At 50.6% G+C, this 15,700-nt stretch carries 16 protein-coding genes, 2 tRNA genes and 1 other RNA gene; 18 read left to right on the top strand and 1 reads right to left on the bottom strand.

Annotation, left to right across the window (positions count from 1 at the left end):
* Positions 1-8 precede the first annotated feature (8 nt).
* From prmC to LX98_RS15950, 17 genes are all read left to right on the top strand, one after another.
* Positions 9-887, top strand: a complete 879-nt coding sequence (gene prmC, locus LX98_RS16030) for a peptide chain release factor N(5)-glutamine methyltransferase (RefSeq protein ID WP_496429857.1) — start codon at positions 9-11, stop codon at positions 885-887.
* Between the two features lie 16 nt (positions 888-903).
* A complete protein-coding gene (murA, locus tag LX98_RS16025) occupies positions 904-2,163 on the top strand; it encodes a UDP-N-acetylglucosamine 1-carboxyvinyltransferase (protein WP_496429856.1) in 1,260 nt (419 codons plus the stop codon).
* Positions 2,160-2,822, top strand: a complete 663-nt coding sequence (gene hisG, locus LX98_RS16020; RefSeq protein WP_496429855.1) for an ATP phosphoribosyltransferase — start codon at positions 2,160-2,162, stop codon at positions 2,820-2,822. Before murA ends, hisG begins: the two co-directional genes overlap by 4 nt.
* The gene (gene hisD / locus LX98_RS16015) at positions 2,819-4,102 is read left to right on the top strand and encodes a histidinol dehydrogenase (protein ID WP_496429854.1); all 1,284 of its coding nucleotides are present in this window, start codon (positions 2,819-2,821) and stop codon (positions 4,100-4,102) included. The genes hisG and hisD overlap by 4 nt, the downstream gene beginning before the upstream one ends.
* Positions 4,099-4,701 (top strand): imidazoleglycerol-phosphate dehydratase HisB, encoded by a 603-nt coding sequence (gene hisB / locus LX98_RS16010; RefSeq protein WP_496429853.1) that lies wholly within the window; start codon positions 4,099-4,101, stop codon positions 4,699-4,701. Before hisD ends, hisB begins: the two co-directional genes overlap by 4 nt.
* A 44-nt stretch (positions 4,702-4,745) precedes the next feature.
* Positions 4,746-5,369: an imidazole glycerol phosphate synthase subunit HisH gene (hisH, locus tag LX98_RS16005; RefSeq protein WP_496429852.1), complete on the top strand. Its 624-nt coding sequence runs from the start codon at positions 4,746-4,748 to the stop codon at positions 5,367-5,369.
* 5 nt (positions 5,370-5,374) lie between these two features.
* Positions 5,375-6,175 (top strand): hypothetical protein, encoded by an 801-nt coding sequence (locus LX98_RS16000; protein WP_496429851.1) that lies wholly within the window; start codon positions 5,375-5,377, stop codon positions 6,173-6,175.
* Between the two features lie 3 nt (positions 6,176-6,178).
* Complete coding sequence (hisA, locus tag LX98_RS15995; RefSeq protein ID WP_496429850.1) at positions 6,179-6,925, top strand: 1-(5-phosphoribosyl)-5-[(5-phosphoribosylamino)methylideneamino]imidazole-4-carboxamide isomerase; 747 nt, start codon at positions 6,179-6,181, stop codon at positions 6,923-6,925.
* Complete coding sequence (hisF, locus tag LX98_RS15990; protein ID WP_496429849.1) at positions 6,919-7,716, top strand: imidazole glycerol phosphate synthase subunit HisF; 798 nt, start codon at positions 6,919-6,921, stop codon at positions 7,714-7,716. The genes hisA and hisF overlap by 7 nt, the downstream gene beginning before the upstream one ends.
* A gap of 6 nt (positions 7,717-7,722) precedes the next feature.
* The gene (hisIE, locus tag LX98_RS15985) at positions 7,723-8,418 is read left to right on the top strand and encodes a bifunctional phosphoribosyl-AMP cyclohydrolase/phosphoribosyl-ATP diphosphatase HisIE (RefSeq protein WP_496429848.1); all 696 of its coding nucleotides are present in this window, start codon (positions 7,723-7,725) and stop codon (positions 8,416-8,418) included.
* Positions 8,411-8,755, top strand: coding sequence for an HIT domain-containing protein (locus LX98_RS15980; RefSeq protein WP_496429847.1), 345 nt, complete (start codon positions 8,411-8,413; stop codon positions 8,753-8,755). The genes hisIE and LX98_RS15980 overlap by 8 nt, the downstream gene beginning before the upstream one ends.
* 99 nt (positions 8,756-8,854) lie before the next feature.
* Positions 8,855-10,681, top strand: a complete 1,827-nt coding sequence (dnaG, locus tag LX98_RS15975) for a DNA primase (RefSeq protein ID WP_496429846.1) — start codon at positions 8,855-8,857, stop codon at positions 10,679-10,681.
* A gap of 91 nt (positions 10,682-10,772) precedes the next feature.
* Positions 10,773-10,849: transfer RNA gene (locus LX98_RS15970), tRNA-Ile, on the top strand.
* A gap of 61 nt (positions 10,850-10,910) precedes the next feature.
* Positions 10,911-11,639, top strand: coding sequence for a C4-type zinc ribbon domain-containing protein (locus LX98_RS15965; RefSeq protein ID WP_496429845.1), 729 nt, complete (start codon positions 10,911-10,913; stop codon positions 11,637-11,639).
* 67 nt (positions 11,640-11,706) lie between these two features.
* An RNA gene (gene rnpB / locus LX98_RS15960) (RNase P RNA component class A) lies at positions 11,707-12,131 on the top strand.
* A 229-nt stretch (positions 12,132-12,360) separates the two neighbouring features.
* A tRNA-Glu gene (locus LX98_RS15955) sits at positions 12,361-12,438 on the top strand.
* A 407-nt stretch (positions 12,439-12,845) separates the two neighbouring features.
* The gene (locus tag LX98_RS15950) at positions 12,846-13,712 is read left to right on the top strand and encodes a formylglycine-generating enzyme family protein (RefSeq protein ID WP_312646378.1); all 867 of its coding nucleotides are present in this window, start codon (positions 12,846-12,848) and stop codon (positions 13,710-13,712) included.
* Between the two features lie 40 nt (positions 13,713-13,752).
* Here the strand turns inward: LX98_RS15950 and LX98_RS15945 are convergent, their stop codons facing one another.
* On the bottom strand, positions 13,753-14,100 hold the full coding sequence (locus tag LX98_RS15945) for a cupin domain-containing protein (RefSeq protein WP_312646379.1): 348 nt from the start codon (positions 14,098-14,100) through the stop codon (positions 13,753-13,755).
* A gap of 609 nt (positions 14,101-14,709) precedes the next feature.
* Here LX98_RS15945 and LX98_RS15940 point away from each other — a divergent pair.
* The gene (locus LX98_RS15940; protein ID WP_496429844.1) at positions 14,710-15,615 is read left to right on the top strand and encodes a DnaJ domain-containing protein; all 906 of its coding nucleotides are present in this window, start codon (positions 14,710-14,712) and stop codon (positions 15,613-15,615) included.
* The last annotated feature ends 85 nt before the right edge of the window (positions 15,616-15,700 follow it).

Below are 15,700 nucleotides of genomic sequence, written 5' to 3'. Positions count from 1 at the left end.
AGGCTCAGATGCCCCCCTTCACTTCCTATTCACAGTTATATCATGGTGCGGTTGAGACGCTGATTCAAGCGGGGATTGTCAACGCCCGGCATGAAGCGCTGTGGATTCTTGAGGATGCCCTTGGTATTACGCGATTGCAACTGCATGCGAATCCAGATACTCCCGTTGATGCGGAAGTCTGCCAGCGGGCTGTGGCCTTGTTTCAGCGCCGTGCCTTACATGAACCACTTCAATATGTATTAGGGAATCAGGATTTTTTTGGTTTGGATTTTCTCGTCCAACCTGGTGTGCTCATTCCAAGACCTGAGACCGAATTGCTGGTGGAAGAGGCGATTGGACTGCTAGGGTCTGAGGTGCGGCCGGTGATTCTGGATGTTGGAACGGGATCTGGATGTCTGGCGATCAGTCTGGCGGTCAACCTTCCTGCCGCGGTGATTATCGCCTCAGATAAGTCAGTCTCCGCGCTACATCTTGCGCGGGTCAATGCCATGCGCCATGGAGTTGCGCAACGAATTCTGTGGGTGGCTGGTGACCTGCTTTCCCACTTGTTATCCAGAAATTTAGCAGGTAAAGTGACCGCCATTATTGCTAACCTGCCGTATATCTCCCATTCGGAATGGGAACACCTTTCTCCAGATGTCAAAGACTTTGAACCTCGGCTGGCGTTGGATGGTGGGCCGGATGGACTCGATGTGTACCGGCGGTTATTGGATGAATCGCCGGGACTTGTTTCCTCAAAGGGATATGTCCTGATGGAAGTGGGAGTTGGTCAGGCTGACCTTCTGTGCCGGGACCCTTCCCTGACGAATGCCTTTAAGATGGTAAAGGTCCTTCCGGATTCCCAAGGCATTCCACGAGTGGTATGCGTGCAACGGCGTCTTGTGTAGACACGGAATTTTGTAAGTGGATCAAATTCGAATTACAGGTGGATTGCCATTAAAGGGGTCCGTGGAAATCGGCGGAGCCAAGAATGCCGCCTTGCCTATTTTGGCAGCGACGTTGTTAGGGGGCGGGGAATGCGTCATTGACCATGTACCACATGTTCGTGATGTGATGACGATGGGGAAATTACTGGCCCTGTTGGGAGTGACAGTTCAAGAGGAAGGCGCCAGGGTCAGACTGGATGCAGCTCAGGTGCATTCGATTGAAGCCCCGTATGATTTAGTCAAAACGATGCGAGCGTCTATTTTAGCCTTAGGACCTCTACTCGCTCGGCTGGGAGAAGCCAAAGTATCTCTGCCGGGCGGATGTGCGATCGGCACCAGACCGGTCAATCTTCACCTCAAAGGATTGGAGATGATGGGGGCTGAAATTCAAGTGGAGCATGGATATATCCATGCGAAAGCCGGTCGTCTTAAAGGGGCAAGGATTGACTTGGATTTCCCGACGGTCACGGGCACGGAAAACCTGATTATGGCGGCTTGCCTGGCACAAGGGACCACGAGTTTGCATAATGTCGCGCGGGAACCGGAAATCACGGACCTCTGTGCATTCTTAACCAAGCGGGGTGCCAAAATTCATGGGATGGGAACGGACACCATTACAATTGAAGGGGTGAAGGAACTTCATGGGGCAGGGCATTGGGTGATCCCTGATCGAGTTGAAGCCGGCACCTATTTAATGGCCGGAGCTATTACCGGTGGGGATGTGATGGTAAAGGGGTGCGTATCAGATCATTTAGGCAGCGTCCTGAAAAAAGTTCAGGAAATGGGTGCTGAGTTAACCGAGAGTCATGACGGTGTGCGAATCCGCCGGTCGGGTTCGCTCAAAGCGGTGGAAATTAAGACGCTCCCCTATCCCGGCTTCCCGACGGATCTCCAGGCCCAAATGATGGCGTTAATGTCGGTGGCAGAAGGCGTGAGCGTGATTTCCGAAACCATTTTTGAAGGACGATTTTTGCACGTCCCGGAACTTCACCGGATGGGAGCGTCGATTGAGATTGATGGCCCGCATGCCGTCGTCAAAGGTGTGCCGTTGCTCACCGGTGCACCCGTCATGGCTTCGGATTTACGCGCCAGTGCAGGCTTGGTCTTGGCCGGGTTAGCGGCTGATGGCGAAACGATTGTGTCCCGAGTTTATCATTTAGACCGCGGCTATGAACGGCTGGAAGAAAAATTTCAGGCCCTGGGTGCGAGGATTGTTCGCGTTCGCGAGGTGGCATGAGCGAAGGGATTACCATTGCCCTTTCCAAGGGTAAACTTCTTGATCCGACTCTTGAATTGTTCCGCCAGGCAGGCTATACGGGATATCATGTCCGAGCGGACGACCGTCGATTAATATTGGAATTTCCGGAGCATGGGCACCGGGTCTTAATTGTACGCCCAAGTGATGTGCCGGCCTATGTTGAATATGGCGCAGCCGATTTAGGGGTGGTTGGGAAAGATGTCTTGTTGGAACAAAGCCCGGATGTCTATGAACCGGTTGACTTGAACTTAGGAGTCTGTCGTCTGGTGGTCGCCAGGCCGAACGGGCCACAGCTTGTGCAACGGATGTCTTCCAAGCTTCGGGTGGCAACCAAATACCCCACGATCACCGAACGGTATTTTAACCAGCAGGGGTTGCCTGTGGAATTGATTAAGCTCTACGGGTCGATTGAGTTGGCTCCATTGGTCGGATTGGCCGATCGGATTGTCGATCTGGTGGAGACGGGAAACACTCTGAAAGCCAATAATCTGGTCGAGGATGAAGTGATCGCCTGGTCATCTGCCCGATTGATTGTGAATCGGGCAAGCTTAAAAATGAAACATGCCGTGATTACAGAACTGATTGCCCGGGTGAAGAAAATCCTTTCTCGTTCCCGCTCCAAAAAGGTTCATGCATGAAAATTGTTTCCTACAAGGACCAAGAGTTTTCGCAAGCGGTGAATCGTGTCTGTCAGCGGGCTGCTCAACAAAACGACAAGGTTGAGAAAGCCGTCAGGACAATATTGGATGCTGTTCGGCAGGAGGGGGATCAAGCACTCCAGCGATTGACCTGGAAATTCGATCATGTCCGAATCAGTCCTGACAGTCTTCGTGTGACGTCCAAAGACATCGAGCGTGCATATGCCGAACTACCGTCCTCAGATATTAAAGCGCTGAAATATGCGGCGAATCGTATTCGGACTTTTCATCGTCGACAACGGAGGAAATCCTGGGTCTATCGTCAACAGGGGATTCAATTAGGCCAACGGATTACGCCGTTAGATTGCGTCGGTGTGTATGTTCCAGGCGGAAAAGCCCTATATCCATCGTCGGTGCTCATGAATGCCATCCCCGCGAAAGTGGCTGGGGTGAAGCGAATCGTCATGTGTACGCCGACTCCGAACGGCATCATCCACCCCGCGTTGTTGGTGGCGGCGGATGTTGCTGGAGTGGATGAGATCTATCGGGTCGGTGGAGCCCAAGCCATTGGGGCCTTGGCTTTTGGCACCTCGACAATTCGGCCCGTGGATAAAATTGTCGGACCCGGAAATTTGTATGTGGCCACGGCCAAACGCCTGGTCTATGGCCAGGTCGACATTGATATGATTGCGGGTCCGAGTGAGTTGCTGGTCATTGCCGACTCCCCAAGTAACCCACGGCATGTGGCGGCTGATCTTCTTTGTGAAGCCGAGCATGATGAGGAAGCCTGTGTCTATCTGGTGACGACTTCTTTGACTCTTGCCAGGCGGGTTGTGACGGAAGTGACCCGTCAACTCGCACAGTTGGGACGTCAGGCAATTGCGTCCCGATCAATTCAGAATCATGCCCTGGCATTTGTTGTGCGAACCGTGGATGAGGCCTTTGAATTAGCCAATCGGATTGCCCCTGAACATTTATCATTAAATATGGATCGGGCGGGAGACTATGTGTCACGTATACGTCATGCGGGTGCCATTTTTGTTGGACGCTATACCCCCCCCGCGGTGGTGGATTATGTGGCAGGGCCCAATCATGTGTTACCAACTGGTGGAAGTGCCAGATTTTTTTCGTGTTTGGGTGTGGATGAGTACATGAAAACCAGCAATGTGGTGACCTATTCGAAGGACGCGTTGCGCAAAGCCCATGCTCCAGTGATGCGGCTGTCTCTGCTGGAAGGCCTGGATGCACATGGGCGATCAATGGAGAGTCGATGGACATGAACCAACATCTTGTTCCCAGAACGGCTTCTCAAGAACGGAAAACCGCGGAAACGGCCATTCGAGTGGAATGGGGCCTCGACGGGTGCGGCAACAATCAGATTAAGACCTCGATCCCGTTTTTGGATCACATGTTGAATTTATTCGGTAAACATGGATTTTTTGATCTGACGGTGGAAGCGAAAGGGGATATTGAGATTGATGACCATCACACGATCGAAGACGTGGGTATTGTCATGGGGCAGGTCTTAACGCAGGCTCTGGGGACCAAAGAGGGCCTCACCCGATTCGGGTGGGCGACGGTTCCGTTGGATGAAACCCTGGCCCAGGTGACCGTCGATCTGAGTGGCCGGCCGTACCTTGTATACAATGTGGTGTTACCCACGCGGTATATTAAGTCGTTTGATTTGGGACTGTTTGAAGATTTTTTTCAGGCATTCGTGAGTCAGGGAGGGTTAAACCTTCATGTGAATGTGCTGTATGGGAGAAATCCTCATCACATCATGGAAGCGATTTTTAAGGCGTTTGCGAAAGCCTTGGATCAAGCGGTTAGACGGGAAGAACGAATTAAGGGAGTGCTCTCCACCAAAGGGATGCTCTAAATGTTGAGAATCAGTGGGCGGAGAGAGAGGAAATCAGCCAGGACATGATTGCTATTATTGATTATGGGATGGGAAATCTTCGGAGCGTGCAGAAAGGGTTTGAATATGTGGGCCATGAAGCAGTCGTGACTCGAGACCTTCCCGTGATTGACCAGGCCAGTCATGTCGTATTACCGGGTGTAGGTGCGTTTGGGGATTGCATGGACAATCTGGCTCGCTTTGAGTTGATGGATGTCATATACCGTTCCATAGCTTCGGGAAAACCTTTTCTCGGCATTTGTTTAGGGTATCAATTGCTATTTTCGGAAAGCGAAGAATTTGGATATCATCAAGGGTTAGGAATCCTGGCCGGGAAGGTGAAACCGATTCCCCGTCCGTCCAATGAGGGAGAGACGTTGTTTAAAATTCCTCATATGGGTTGGAATACGATTCAGGTCAACACGGTTGCTCCGCCGTTACGTGGCATTGCCTCCGACTCTTATGTGTATTTCGTGCATTCCTACTATGTGGAACCGTCGGATTGTGCTCTCGTCAGTACCCAAACCGACTATGGAATTTCTTTTGCGAGTAGTGTCTGGAAAGACAATGTGTTTGCTACTCAATGGCACCCCGAGAAAAGTCAGGCCGTCGGGTTGCAGGTTTTGAAGAATTTTGGTGATTGGCAATGAGGGGAATGTGTCCTGCGATCAATGGGCGGTCGAGACCGTTTCCCGCCCGGTTTCTGGTCATGAGCCTTATCGGGTGGTGGTGTTTCGGTGTAGGCTGTGTTCCCCCTAAAGTTCAAATTCAGGCCGCCCCACAATTTGATCCCTCTCGTATATCCAGTCTCGCCATCCTTCCTTTTCAGACCATCAAAACCCCTCAATTGGGGAGTAGCTCACGTGGAGGCATAAGGGATCCGGAAGAAATTCGTACGCAATTCCGGTTGCCGGGGACTGATCAGGCGGATGGGACAGAATTCAGAAAAGTTCGTTATGTGGTGCCTGAAACGGCGGCACATCGAATTACGATACAGGTGGCTTCTGTGTTGGCCGGCCGGCCTTCCTTACGGGTGATCGGTCCAGAGGAGTCTTCTGCCGTGATAGGCAAGGAAAGCCCGGAAGGGGAATCCTCTTTCCCTGTCCTGGCCCAAGAGGTCGGAACCCGATTAAAGGTGGACGGAGTTGTGACGGGATTCGTCCGGACATACCGTGAGCGTGAAGGAAGCAAGCTTGGAGCCAAGCCGGCCGCAGTAGGGTTTGAAGTGTACCTCCTGAGACCGTCTGATGGAATGGTCTTGTGGACCGGGGAATTTTTTGAGGAACAAAAACCACTTAACCAGGATGTAGTAGGATTTTTTGAAAAGGGTGGAGGATTTGTAACTGCCGATAAACTTGCTGAATTGGGTGTGAACAAAGTGATGAAGGCCTTTCCCGTCGGCTTGGGCGAACAGGGGCCTCCTCTTCCTGCTCCATCCTTGAAGGAGGATCCCTAAACGATGCTACTGATTCCTGCAATTGATCTGAAGGACGGGAAATGTGTCCGCTTGCGACAGGGCGAGATGGATCAGGTCACCAGGTATTCTGATGACCCCGCAGCGATGGCGGATCATTGGCAGAGTCTTGGGGCCCGCTACCTTCATGTGGTGGATTTAGACGGGGCGGTGACCGGAACACCTCAGCATCTATCACACATTGAAGCCATTACCAAACGGTTAGGCATTCCGGTGCAGGTCGGTGGGGGCATACGAAACACGTCAACCATTCGCGCCTACTTGTCCTGTGGAGTGGACCGGGTGGTGATTGGAACAGCGGCCTTACAGGATGCTGATTTTTTGGCGGCAGCCGCGACAGAATTTCCTGATAAAATTTTAATCGGGATTGATGTCAAACAGGGTTTAGTCGCGGTGCATGGGTGGAAGACCGTGTCCAGTCTGACCCCACGACAGGTCTTTGAATCAGTAAAAGACTTGCCCTTGGGAGGCATGGTCTTTACGGACATATCCCGGGACGGCATGTTGGCAGGACCAAATATTTCAGCTTTGCGAGAAGCTGTGGACATTTCGCCGTTTCCCGTTATTGCCTCTGGTGGAGTCACGGTCCTGAAAGATGTGCAGACCATTCAGGCCCTGGGAAGCAAGATTTCCGGAATCATTATCGGAAAGGCCTTATATGAAGGCACCTTGGACTTGAAAGCGGCTCTTGAAATGGTGGCTTTGGCAGAAGCGTCTCAAACATCATGCTGACGAAGAGAATCATACCCTGCCTGGATGTGAAAGACGGGCGAGTGGTGAAAGGCGTCTCGTTCGTGAATTTGCGCGATGCGGGAGATCCGGTTCACATTGCGCAGGTGTATGATCGAGAAGGTGCGGACGAGCTGTGTTTTCTGGATATTACCGCTTCACATGAAAAACGGGATACGATTTTAGATGTGGTGATTCGGACCGCGGAGCAGGTGTTTATGCCGCTTACGGTTGGGGGAGGGATCCGGACTATTGAGGATATTCGCCGGTTATTAGAAGCCGGAGCGGACAAAGTCAGCATTAATACGGCTGCTGTGGAACATCCGGATTTCGTCAAAGCCGCCGCCAATCGTTTCGGCTCGCAATGTATCGTCGTGGCTATTGATGCGAAACGGGCGACCACATGTGAAGAGGGTGAACCCGGGTGGGAAGTGTTTACCCATGGAGGGCGGAACTCGACCGGCCTGGATGCCGTTGAGTGGGCGAAACGGATGAAGGACTATGGCGCCGGAGAGATTCTTTTGACCAGTATGGATCAGGACGGAAAGCAGGACGGATATGATTTGGCCTTAACGGCGGCTATTTCCGAGTCCGTCTCTATTCCCGTCATTGCCTCCGGGGGGGCTGGTACGCTTCAGCACCTGTATGAGGCGTTCCAGGTGGGGAAAGCAGATGCGGTACTGGCGGCATCTATTTTCCATTATCAAACATTTTCCATCGGGGAAGCCAAATCGTATTTGGCTCAACAGGGTATCCCTGTGCGCCCGGGTACCGTCCCGGTTTCAATTTCCTAACGACCAATGAACGAAGTTTCTTCGATAAGCACATTGCAGTTTGATGAACAAGGGTTGCTCCCCTGTGTTGTGCAGGATTGGTTGGATGGGACCGTCTTGATGGTGGGGTTCATGAACCAACAAGCGTGGGAGATGACTTGCGATTCCCAACGGGTTCATTTCTGGAGTCGATCGCGAAAACGGTTATGGAAAAAAGGCGAGACGTCCGGCCATGAATTGCTGTTAAAGGAAATGTTTGTGGATTGTGACCGGGATACGATTTTGGTGAAAGCCCAGCCCATTGGACCGACCTGTCATACCGGAACCCGTACATGTTTTTTTTCTCCCCTACCTTCTTCGACTTCTGAAGAGCCAGCCGCTCTTTTTTCCGGTACGGCCTGGGGAGGGATTACCCGGCGGCTGTATGAAATGGTCGGCGATCGGAAGGCCCACCCGAGTCCTGATTCCTATGTGTCGAAATTAATGGAGGGCGGCCTCGATCGTATTTTGAAAAAGGTGGCGGAAGAAGCCGGCGAAGTCCTTCTTGCTGGAAAAAATGGCGATCGGGAAGAAATTATTTATGAAATGGCTGATTTGTGGTTTCATACCCTCATCATGCTCGGGCATTTTTCCATTCCTCCTGAAGACGTCTATCAAGAGCTTGGCAAGCGATTTGGCAAATCAGGAATTCGACAGCCAGAGGGAGGCTCTCCACATGAGTGATTGTCTTTTTTGTCGAATCGTCAATGGGGCTATTCCCGCCGACACCGTGTATGAGGATGAACACACGTTCGTGTTTAACGATATCAATCCCCAAGCGCCGGTGCATATGTTGGTGATTCCCAAGCGGCACGTGGTGTCTTTGGATGACACGAAAGAGACGGATGCCGCCTTGTTAGGCCACTTGATGGTCGTGTGTGCCAAGATGGCCAGGCAGCGGGAAATTGCCGGTGGCGGATATCGGGTCGTTGCGAATACCGGACCGGAAGCCGGGCAGAGTGTCTTTCATTTGCACTTTCATGTCATGGGCGGGCGAACATTTGCGTGGCCTCCAGGGTAAAGCTGATTTGCCGGGGACAAAGCGTCCCGAGAGTATTTGGTATCCGAAGGGAACGACATTCGTGATGTGTCCCTAACGCAGTTCATGGTGAGAAGTGAGATGACAGGCGAAAAACAAGGGGTTCCTCCAGAGATTCTTCAACAAATTCGAGATCGCATTGATATTATCGATCTCATTTCCACATACGTGAGTCTTTCCAAAGCGGGACAAAACTTTAAAGGACTGTGCCCCTTCCATTCAGAAAAAACTCCCTCATTTTCGGTCAACCCCGTTCGACAAATGTTTTATTGTTTTGGCTGCAGTGTCGGAGGAGATGCCTTTACCTTTTTGATGAAACAAGAAGGCATGGATTTCATGGAAGCTCTGCGTGAGTTAAGCCAACGGACAGGGGTGCCCCTGCCTGAGCGACGGGAAGCAGCGGGGAAGACTACATCAGGCTTATCTCGTGAACGGTATTTTCATCTGTATCAATTGGCCGCATCCTGGTATCACCGCAATCTTCAGGAAATTCCTGAAGGTCAAGTCGCCCGGGATTATTTGGATCAGCGGGGGATTACCAGAGAATCCTGGAACACATTTCATTTGGGATTCGTTCCGGAAGGATGGAACGGCCTTTCCAAATGGCTGGAACAGCAATCTGTCAAGCCGGAAGAACTCATACAGGCCGGATTGGTCGTGCGGAAAGAGTCTGAGGATGGCGGCAGAATATCAACATATGATCGCTTTCGTGATCGGGTGATGTTTCCCATAACTGATCCACGTGGGCAGGTGGTGGGATTTGGGGGTCGGATCCTGAAAGATGGAGCCTCTCCCAAATATCTCAATTCACCCGAAACCGACTTATTTTTTAAGGGGAGATCCCTCTATGGAATGGACAAGGCCAGGCAATCAGCCACCGCTTCCGGGAGGTTTTATTTGGTGGAAGGGTATTTTGATGTCATTGCTCTCCACCAAAACGGCATTGAAAACGCCGTGGCACCATTGGGAACGGCGATAACCTCCGATCATGTCCAGATTCTACGCCGATTAGCCCCTTCGGTGATGCTCGTCTTTGATGGAGATGCTGCAGGGATCGGCGCGGCCTTACGGACGCTTGATTTGTTTATGAATTCTGGCATTGAAGTCCGAGTGCTGCTGCTCCCGGCTGGTGAAGATCCTGACACATTTATTCGGAAAAACGGGGTGCCGGCGTTTCGTGAGTTGGAGGGGAAAGCCGCGACGTTACTGGATTTTGCCATCATGTCTGTGTTGAATAAAGCTAAAAATGATTCTATTCAAGATCGAGTCAAGCGGGCGGATGATATTCTTGCGATTCTTCATAAGACTAAAAATCCCATAGAAAAAGAAGAATATCTGAAAGTGGTCTCAGAACGGTTGGGTATTCGACCGGAATTACTCCGGAAACGTCTCCCGACCATTTCCCGGACGATGAGTGTCGCCCCGTCGGCTAAGGGGAAGGAGCAAGCTGCCACGAATCTGGCCATTCCACAAGGCAAGCCTGAGGAACGGGATCTTATTGTATTATTACTCCAAGGTCGTCTGGAACCGGATCAGATCCGGCAACTCGATGAGGGTGCGTTTACTGTCCCACTGTATCGCCATATTCTTGGCAAGGCCTTTCAGCATACGGATGACGAAGGCCGCTTGAACCTCGATGCATTGCATGCGGAATTCAGTCAGGATCCGGCATATGAACCGGTCATTTCTCGGTTGAGCGTGGGGGAATACAATTGTGACGAAGTGTCTATTCATGTCGCCGGATGTCTCCGTGTTTTAAAGAAAAACCAGATCCAGCGCCTCATGGACGAGGTGATTAGTCAGCTCAAAATTGCACAACGGGAGGGACGCCAGGACTTGGTCGATGCGTTGGTCGCCGAGTCCAATGTGCTTCGTCAGAAAAAGGCCTTATTAACGGCTTCCACCTGAGTTTACCCCCGACGAGGGAATAAAATTCGCAGGGGGGAGTTTTTCCTGAGCGCCATTTATGGTAAAAGGATGTGTGCGCCGTTATGATCTCGGGCCCATAGCTCAGTTGGTTAGAGCGGCTGACTCATAATCAGTTGGTCCCAGGTTCAAGTCCTGGTGGGCCCACCACGAGACAGGGCCGGACTTGAGTAACCGGTGAGCAAACATGTTCTAGGATATTGAGGACTTTGTGAATTTGCAGTTGCAATACCTGATTAATCTTCAAAAATTTGATCTTCGAATTTTTCAGATTCAAGACCAGTTGCGGAAAGCTCCAGAGCTTATCAAATCCGCTGAAACTCCCCTCCAAGATATACTTGCCAAGCTGCAAATCCTTAAAAATACCGGTGAATCTCTTGTCAAACAACGACGAAGCTCTGAACGGGAACTCGCTACTCAAGAAGAACAACTCCAGAAAATCAGAAATCGGCTTTCCGAATTAAAAACGAACAAAGAATACCAGGCGCATCTGTTTGAAATAGAGTTAGCTCGGAAGAAAAAAGACTCTATTGAGGAGAATGTGCTGGAATTCATGGAGCGGGTGGAACAGAATGAGCAGGCCCTTAAGGAGCTGGAGGAGCAATCCACAGAAGCCCAGAAAGTTTTTGATAGCGAAAAGGCGAGCCTGGAGGCTCATTTTGCCAATTTAGCGAATGAATTAGCCGATTTGGACCGTCAGCAAACATCTCTTTCCCTACTGGTGGATAAGCCACTCCTGGTTCGATACAACCGATTAAAGACCTTGCGAAAAGGATATGCCGTCGCCCAGCTTCGTGACGGGGCCTGTGGAGGATGTCAGCTTCAGCTTCCTCCTCAACTGGTTGCGGAGGTGAAACGCGGTGACGAACTATTGGATTGTTCCTACTGCCACCGCATTCTCTATTTGGCTCGGCATCTTGAAGAGGAAACGACCGAATAGCTTTTTCCCCATGTAACGCGCCGCTTGCTTTCAATATTTTCTCAACCTACGATAGTTTCTGATGGTGCGAGTGGGCCGGGTGGCCGCTCACGGAACTTTTCGTGAGAGGAAAGTCCGGACTCCAAAGGGCAGGGTGCTGGGTAACGCCCAGGCGGAGCAATCCGACACCAGCGCCACAGAAAATATACCGCCAATGGCAAATTCCTCGGTTTTTGCCAGGTAAGGGTGAAATGGTGGGGTAAGAGCCCACCGCGCCTGTGGTGACACAGGTGGCAGGGTAAGCGTCACCTGGAGCAAAACCAAATAGGGGGACGATTCCCGGTTTGTCGAAGGAAGCGATTTCTTCACGAACTGGGAGAGAGACCGGCCCGGTCGAGGTTCTCGGGTAGGTTGCTTGAAGCCTAGGGTAACCTAGGTTCCAGAGAAATGGCCACCACTGGATGAAACTCGTTTCATCTAGTACAGAATCCGGCTTACAGGCCCACTCCTTCACCATCTTTACTTATTACGTGTATGCCCCCCAATTATGGTGGTTTTCTCCTCACGTGGTGTCGAGGCCTTCTCCGGGAGACCCCACAAATGGGAGGCAAAGTTTCAGTAGCATTCTGAGGGGTGAGAATAACTTCCTGGTTTGACTCGTGTTTTCCCCATTGATAGAATGCCGGGTCCATCGCTTCCGTGTTTATCATACAAAGGCCTAATATACATCCTGAATTACTGCGTCCCCATCGTCTAGCCTGGCCTAGGACGCCGGCCTTTCAAGCCGGCAACACGGGTTCGAATCCCGTTGGGGACGCCATAGCTTAAGCCGTTGAAGGTTTCTTCAACGGCTTTTTTGTTTAATAAATCATTGCCAGTGCTTGATTACAGAATATGTCGCGAGTCTTGAAGGAAATCGACGAGGCCTCTTCACTCGTTCAGTTAAGTTCGATATGGTAAGCATAACAGTCGTACTTTTTTGGGGCCTGTCGAACTCTTACTCTACTGATACAGAAAGGGATTTTTTGGGTTGCCACCTCATGTCGTAAACGAGCATCATCCAAGAGTCGGAATTCAATTCGGCCGTATGGTATTGGGCTAGCCAGGGTATCGCTGAAAGTACTTCAGTGTGTAATGATCAGTTCTGATTCCGGTGGGTATTTGAAGACGGAATGTGACGCGTGTTGCGGACCAAAATTTAATTATTCAAATTTCTGGCGAGGTGTTATGACGCACACATGGTTATTGGGCATAATGGCGGTATTCTTCATTTTCAATAGTCTGAGCCAGCCCACCTTGGCTCAAGAATCCAAAGGAGGAAATTCTTGGCTGGATGCTCCGGTGCAAGATGATGGACCGCCGGGTTCCATGGTGCTGATTCCTGAAGGGGAGTTTCTCATGGGAGATAATGACGGTCCTCGGAACGAACGACCGGAACATACCGTGTGGCTGGATGCCTATTCTATCGATCGGTACGAAGTGACCATGGCGGAATATCAGAAATTATTAGATACCGATTACAGCATTGAACCCCCACCGCTGTGGGATGATGGTGTTGCCACCGGAGAATTAGGGATTCGACCGGCCGTGGGCATTTCCTGGAACGATGCCAATCGGTACTGTCAGTGGGTGGAAAAACGCTTGCCGACGGAGGCCGAATGGGAGAAAGCCGCTCGGGGTACAGATGGGCGGAGGTATCCATGGGGTCACATGCAGCCATTTGTGGATATCGCCAACTACAATCAGGGGACGACTGGTTGGGTCAGTTATAAATTGACGCTTTCTCCGGTTACCAGTGGGACCAGGGGCATGAGTATTCGTCACGGGTTAAAACAGGGCGGAAAAAGCGCCTATGGCTTGTACCATATGGCCGGGAATGCGGCCGAATGGGTCAATGATTGGTATGAACGTTTTTATTATGAAGAAAGCCCTAAAAAGAATCCTCAAGGGCCGGCGGAAGGCGATTATAAAGTATTACGCGGGGGATCGTGGGAAGATCAGCCGGTAAACTTGCGGGTGACCGCTCGCTCAAAAGGGGAAGTTGATTTTCAAGATCTGACAACAGGATTTCGTTGTGCCAAGGATGCGAAGTGATGTGCGGCTACTCGTAAAAGTAGCCACATTCGGTCAAACTCTACAGTGGGGTATGGATGAGATCCCGATTTAATTCGACCGGTTGGAGGGGAGCAGAAGGCGACCGTTTTTGCCCATAGAGCCAACGAGCCGTTGTACCCCCAATATTACGAATGGTATAAGGTGCACCGCTGGGAATAAGAACTTCTTTTCCTACAGATGGTTGAATCCGCTCTCCTGCGATTTCTAATTCCAATTCTCCTGACATTGCCATAAATATTTCTTCCATATCCTGGGTGGCGGCTCTCCATTCGCGTCCGGCATGATCAATCCACACCCCACAGGAAAATCCGCGAGCATGCCAATTTTTTGCAACGATTGCACGGTCAATGGTGGGACGGCTTTCCATGATAGGCCTCTTAAAGAATAAAAGACTTATAAAAAAAATCGATGAATAAGCTGGTGGCCGCCGACATTTGGGCATTGACGCCCCCTCAGGAAGAAGTGCGGAGAGGGACAAGACGGGCAGGGAAATACGCCAGTCACTCTTACGGAAAAAAAACCAGGGAAAAGCACCAGCAGTGCATTCATGGGGGTAGAGGGAAGAGAATGCAAGGGAGTTAAGTTTTCTGTGAATGCGTCCTCTTATATAGAGGGGAGATACCTCTGTCAATGTCACAATTTGTGGAAAAGATGTGAACGGTGGTGGATAATTTCACTGTGAAGTCACAATGCCCTTTGTGAAAAGGGAATTCATTATGTGAATTCTGGGGATAAATATTTTTTTGAAGACTTGAAAAATGGAATGAGGCAAGCCCAATACCACGTATGGTTGAGGTAGAAGGTAGGTGGTGTCCAGGTTTATTGGTTCGCACCAGCGTGACATCTGCAGTAATCGAAAAAAAGGTGGCTGATTTCCTAATTCTGACAACAGATTCTCTGGTGTGAAGCCCTGTCCTTCGCGTATATTTTTACGCGACTATGGTTCGCATCGAGAATTAACCCTTAGTACAACACCATGATTGACGGATTGAACTATTACCAAATTCTGGGAATTCCTGAAGATGCACTCCTGAAGGAGGTGCAGAGTGCATGGCGGAAATTTGTCAAAGAAAATCATGAGGATGTCGTCCCACAAGCGGAACGACAGGCCGCCAAGGAAAGGATGTTCAGGATCAACGAAGCCTATGCCGTGCTCAGTCACGAAGAAAAACGGGCTGATTACGATAACGGGTATATGCTGAACGGCGGGTCAAAAATTGAACTGGTCAGGAGTCGAGTCAGAAGAGCCAAAGACATTATTCTCCGGGATCGATCGCTCATTACCAGAGAAGAGATAAAGCTGATCGAATCCATTATCGATTATCTTGATAGAAGTACCCAGGAAAAGTGCTTTGTCTGGATGGCCGATATTTTATGCGAACGTCCGGAAATGGCCAAACATGTGGTGACGTCGGCATTTGATGAGCAACTGTTGGGGGTCAATACCCATTTACTCGACAGGCTCTTAGAAAAAGCGCCGTACGCCATGACATGGGAAAAAATCTACCTCTATGGAGAAGAGATTCTCGGAATTGCCGGGAAGGAAAACAAAGAACGAAATTACAACCAACTCGCCCGTATCTTGTGTCACCGGCTGGATTTGGCGAAACATTTTGTGTACCCGTCATTTCAGGAGCAAGCTTCCGGTTGTGAAAGCTGCCTGCTGCCAACATTACTGAAATTGGCCCCCAATGAAATCACGCAGGATCACTTTAATGAGTATATTGATACGGTTCACAGCATGCGATGGATTGTTTACGGCCAGCTTCGAAGCTATAACGAGCAGGCCATTGCCTGGATTTTGAAGGCCAGACCTGATCTGGTCAGAAAGCCTGAAGAGAAACCAGCACCGAAGGAGTTGCCACTTCCCTTGCGGTCATGACCCTTAATTGCCCCGTTTCTTTAGAAATGTGCGTAGATTAGGCGAAGGCATTTTCAAGGTATTCTGCAGATCAAAACGAGTAATC

It is taken from the genome of Nitrospira marina (assembly GCF_059568365.1).
The sequence above is the reverse complement of the archived record's forward strand: the minus strand, read 5'-3'. Positions and strand labels throughout refer to the sequence as shown.

What these genes read in the sequence shown, in the direction of transcription:
- hisH (WP_496429852.1), top strand. Translation starts at nt 4,746, where the DNA reads ATGATTGCTATTATTGATTATGGGATGGGAAATCTTCGGAGCGTGCAG.
- hisB (WP_496429853.1), top strand. Translation starts at nt 4,099, where the DNA reads ATGAACCAACATCTTGTTCCCAGAACGGCTTCTCAAGAACGGAAAACC.
- LX98_RS15945 (WP_312646379.1), bottom strand. Translation starts at nt 14,100, where the DNA reads ATGGAAAGCCGTCCCACCATTGACCGTGCAATCGTTGCAAAAAATTGG.
- LX98_RS15980 (WP_496429847.1), top strand. Translation starts at nt 8,411, where the DNA reads ATGAGTGATTGTCTTTTTTGTCGAATCGTCAATGGGGCTATTCCCGCC.
- hisD (WP_496429854.1), top strand. Translation starts at nt 2,819, where the DNA reads ATGAAAATTGTTTCCTACAAGGACCAAGAGTTTTCGCAAGCGGTGAAT.
- LX98_RS15940 (WP_496429844.1), top strand. Translation starts at nt 14,710, where the DNA reads ATGATTGACGGATTGAACTATTACCAAATTCTGGGAATTCCTGAAGAT.
- prmC (WP_496429857.1), top strand. Translation starts at nt 9, where the DNA reads ATGCCCCCCTTCACTTCCTATTCACAGTTATATCATGGTGCGGTTGAG.
- hisA (WP_496429850.1), top strand. Translation starts at nt 6,179, where the DNA reads ATGCTACTGATTCCTGCAATTGATCTGAAGGACGGGAAATGTGTCCGC.
- hisG (WP_496429855.1), top strand. Translation starts at nt 2,160, where the DNA reads ATGAGCGAAGGGATTACCATTGCCCTTTCCAAGGGTAAACTTCTTGAT.
- dnaG (WP_496429846.1), top strand. Translation starts at nt 8,855, where the DNA reads ATGACAGGCGAAAAACAAGGGGTTCCTCCAGAGATTCTTCAACAAATT.
- LX98_RS15950 (WP_312646378.1), top strand. Translation starts at nt 12,846, where the DNA reads ATGACGCACACATGGTTATTGGGCATAATGGCGGTATTCTTCATTTTC.
- LX98_RS16000 (WP_496429851.1), top strand. Translation starts at nt 5,375, where the DNA reads ATGTGTCCTGCGATCAATGGGCGGTCGAGACCGTTTCCCGCCCGGTTT.
- hisIE (WP_496429848.1), top strand. Translation starts at nt 7,723, where the DNA reads ATGAACGAAGTTTCTTCGATAAGCACATTGCAGTTTGATGAACAAGGG.
- hisF (WP_496429849.1), top strand. Translation starts at nt 6,919, where the DNA reads ATGCTGACGAAGAGAATCATACCCTGCCTGGATGTGAAAGACGGGCGA.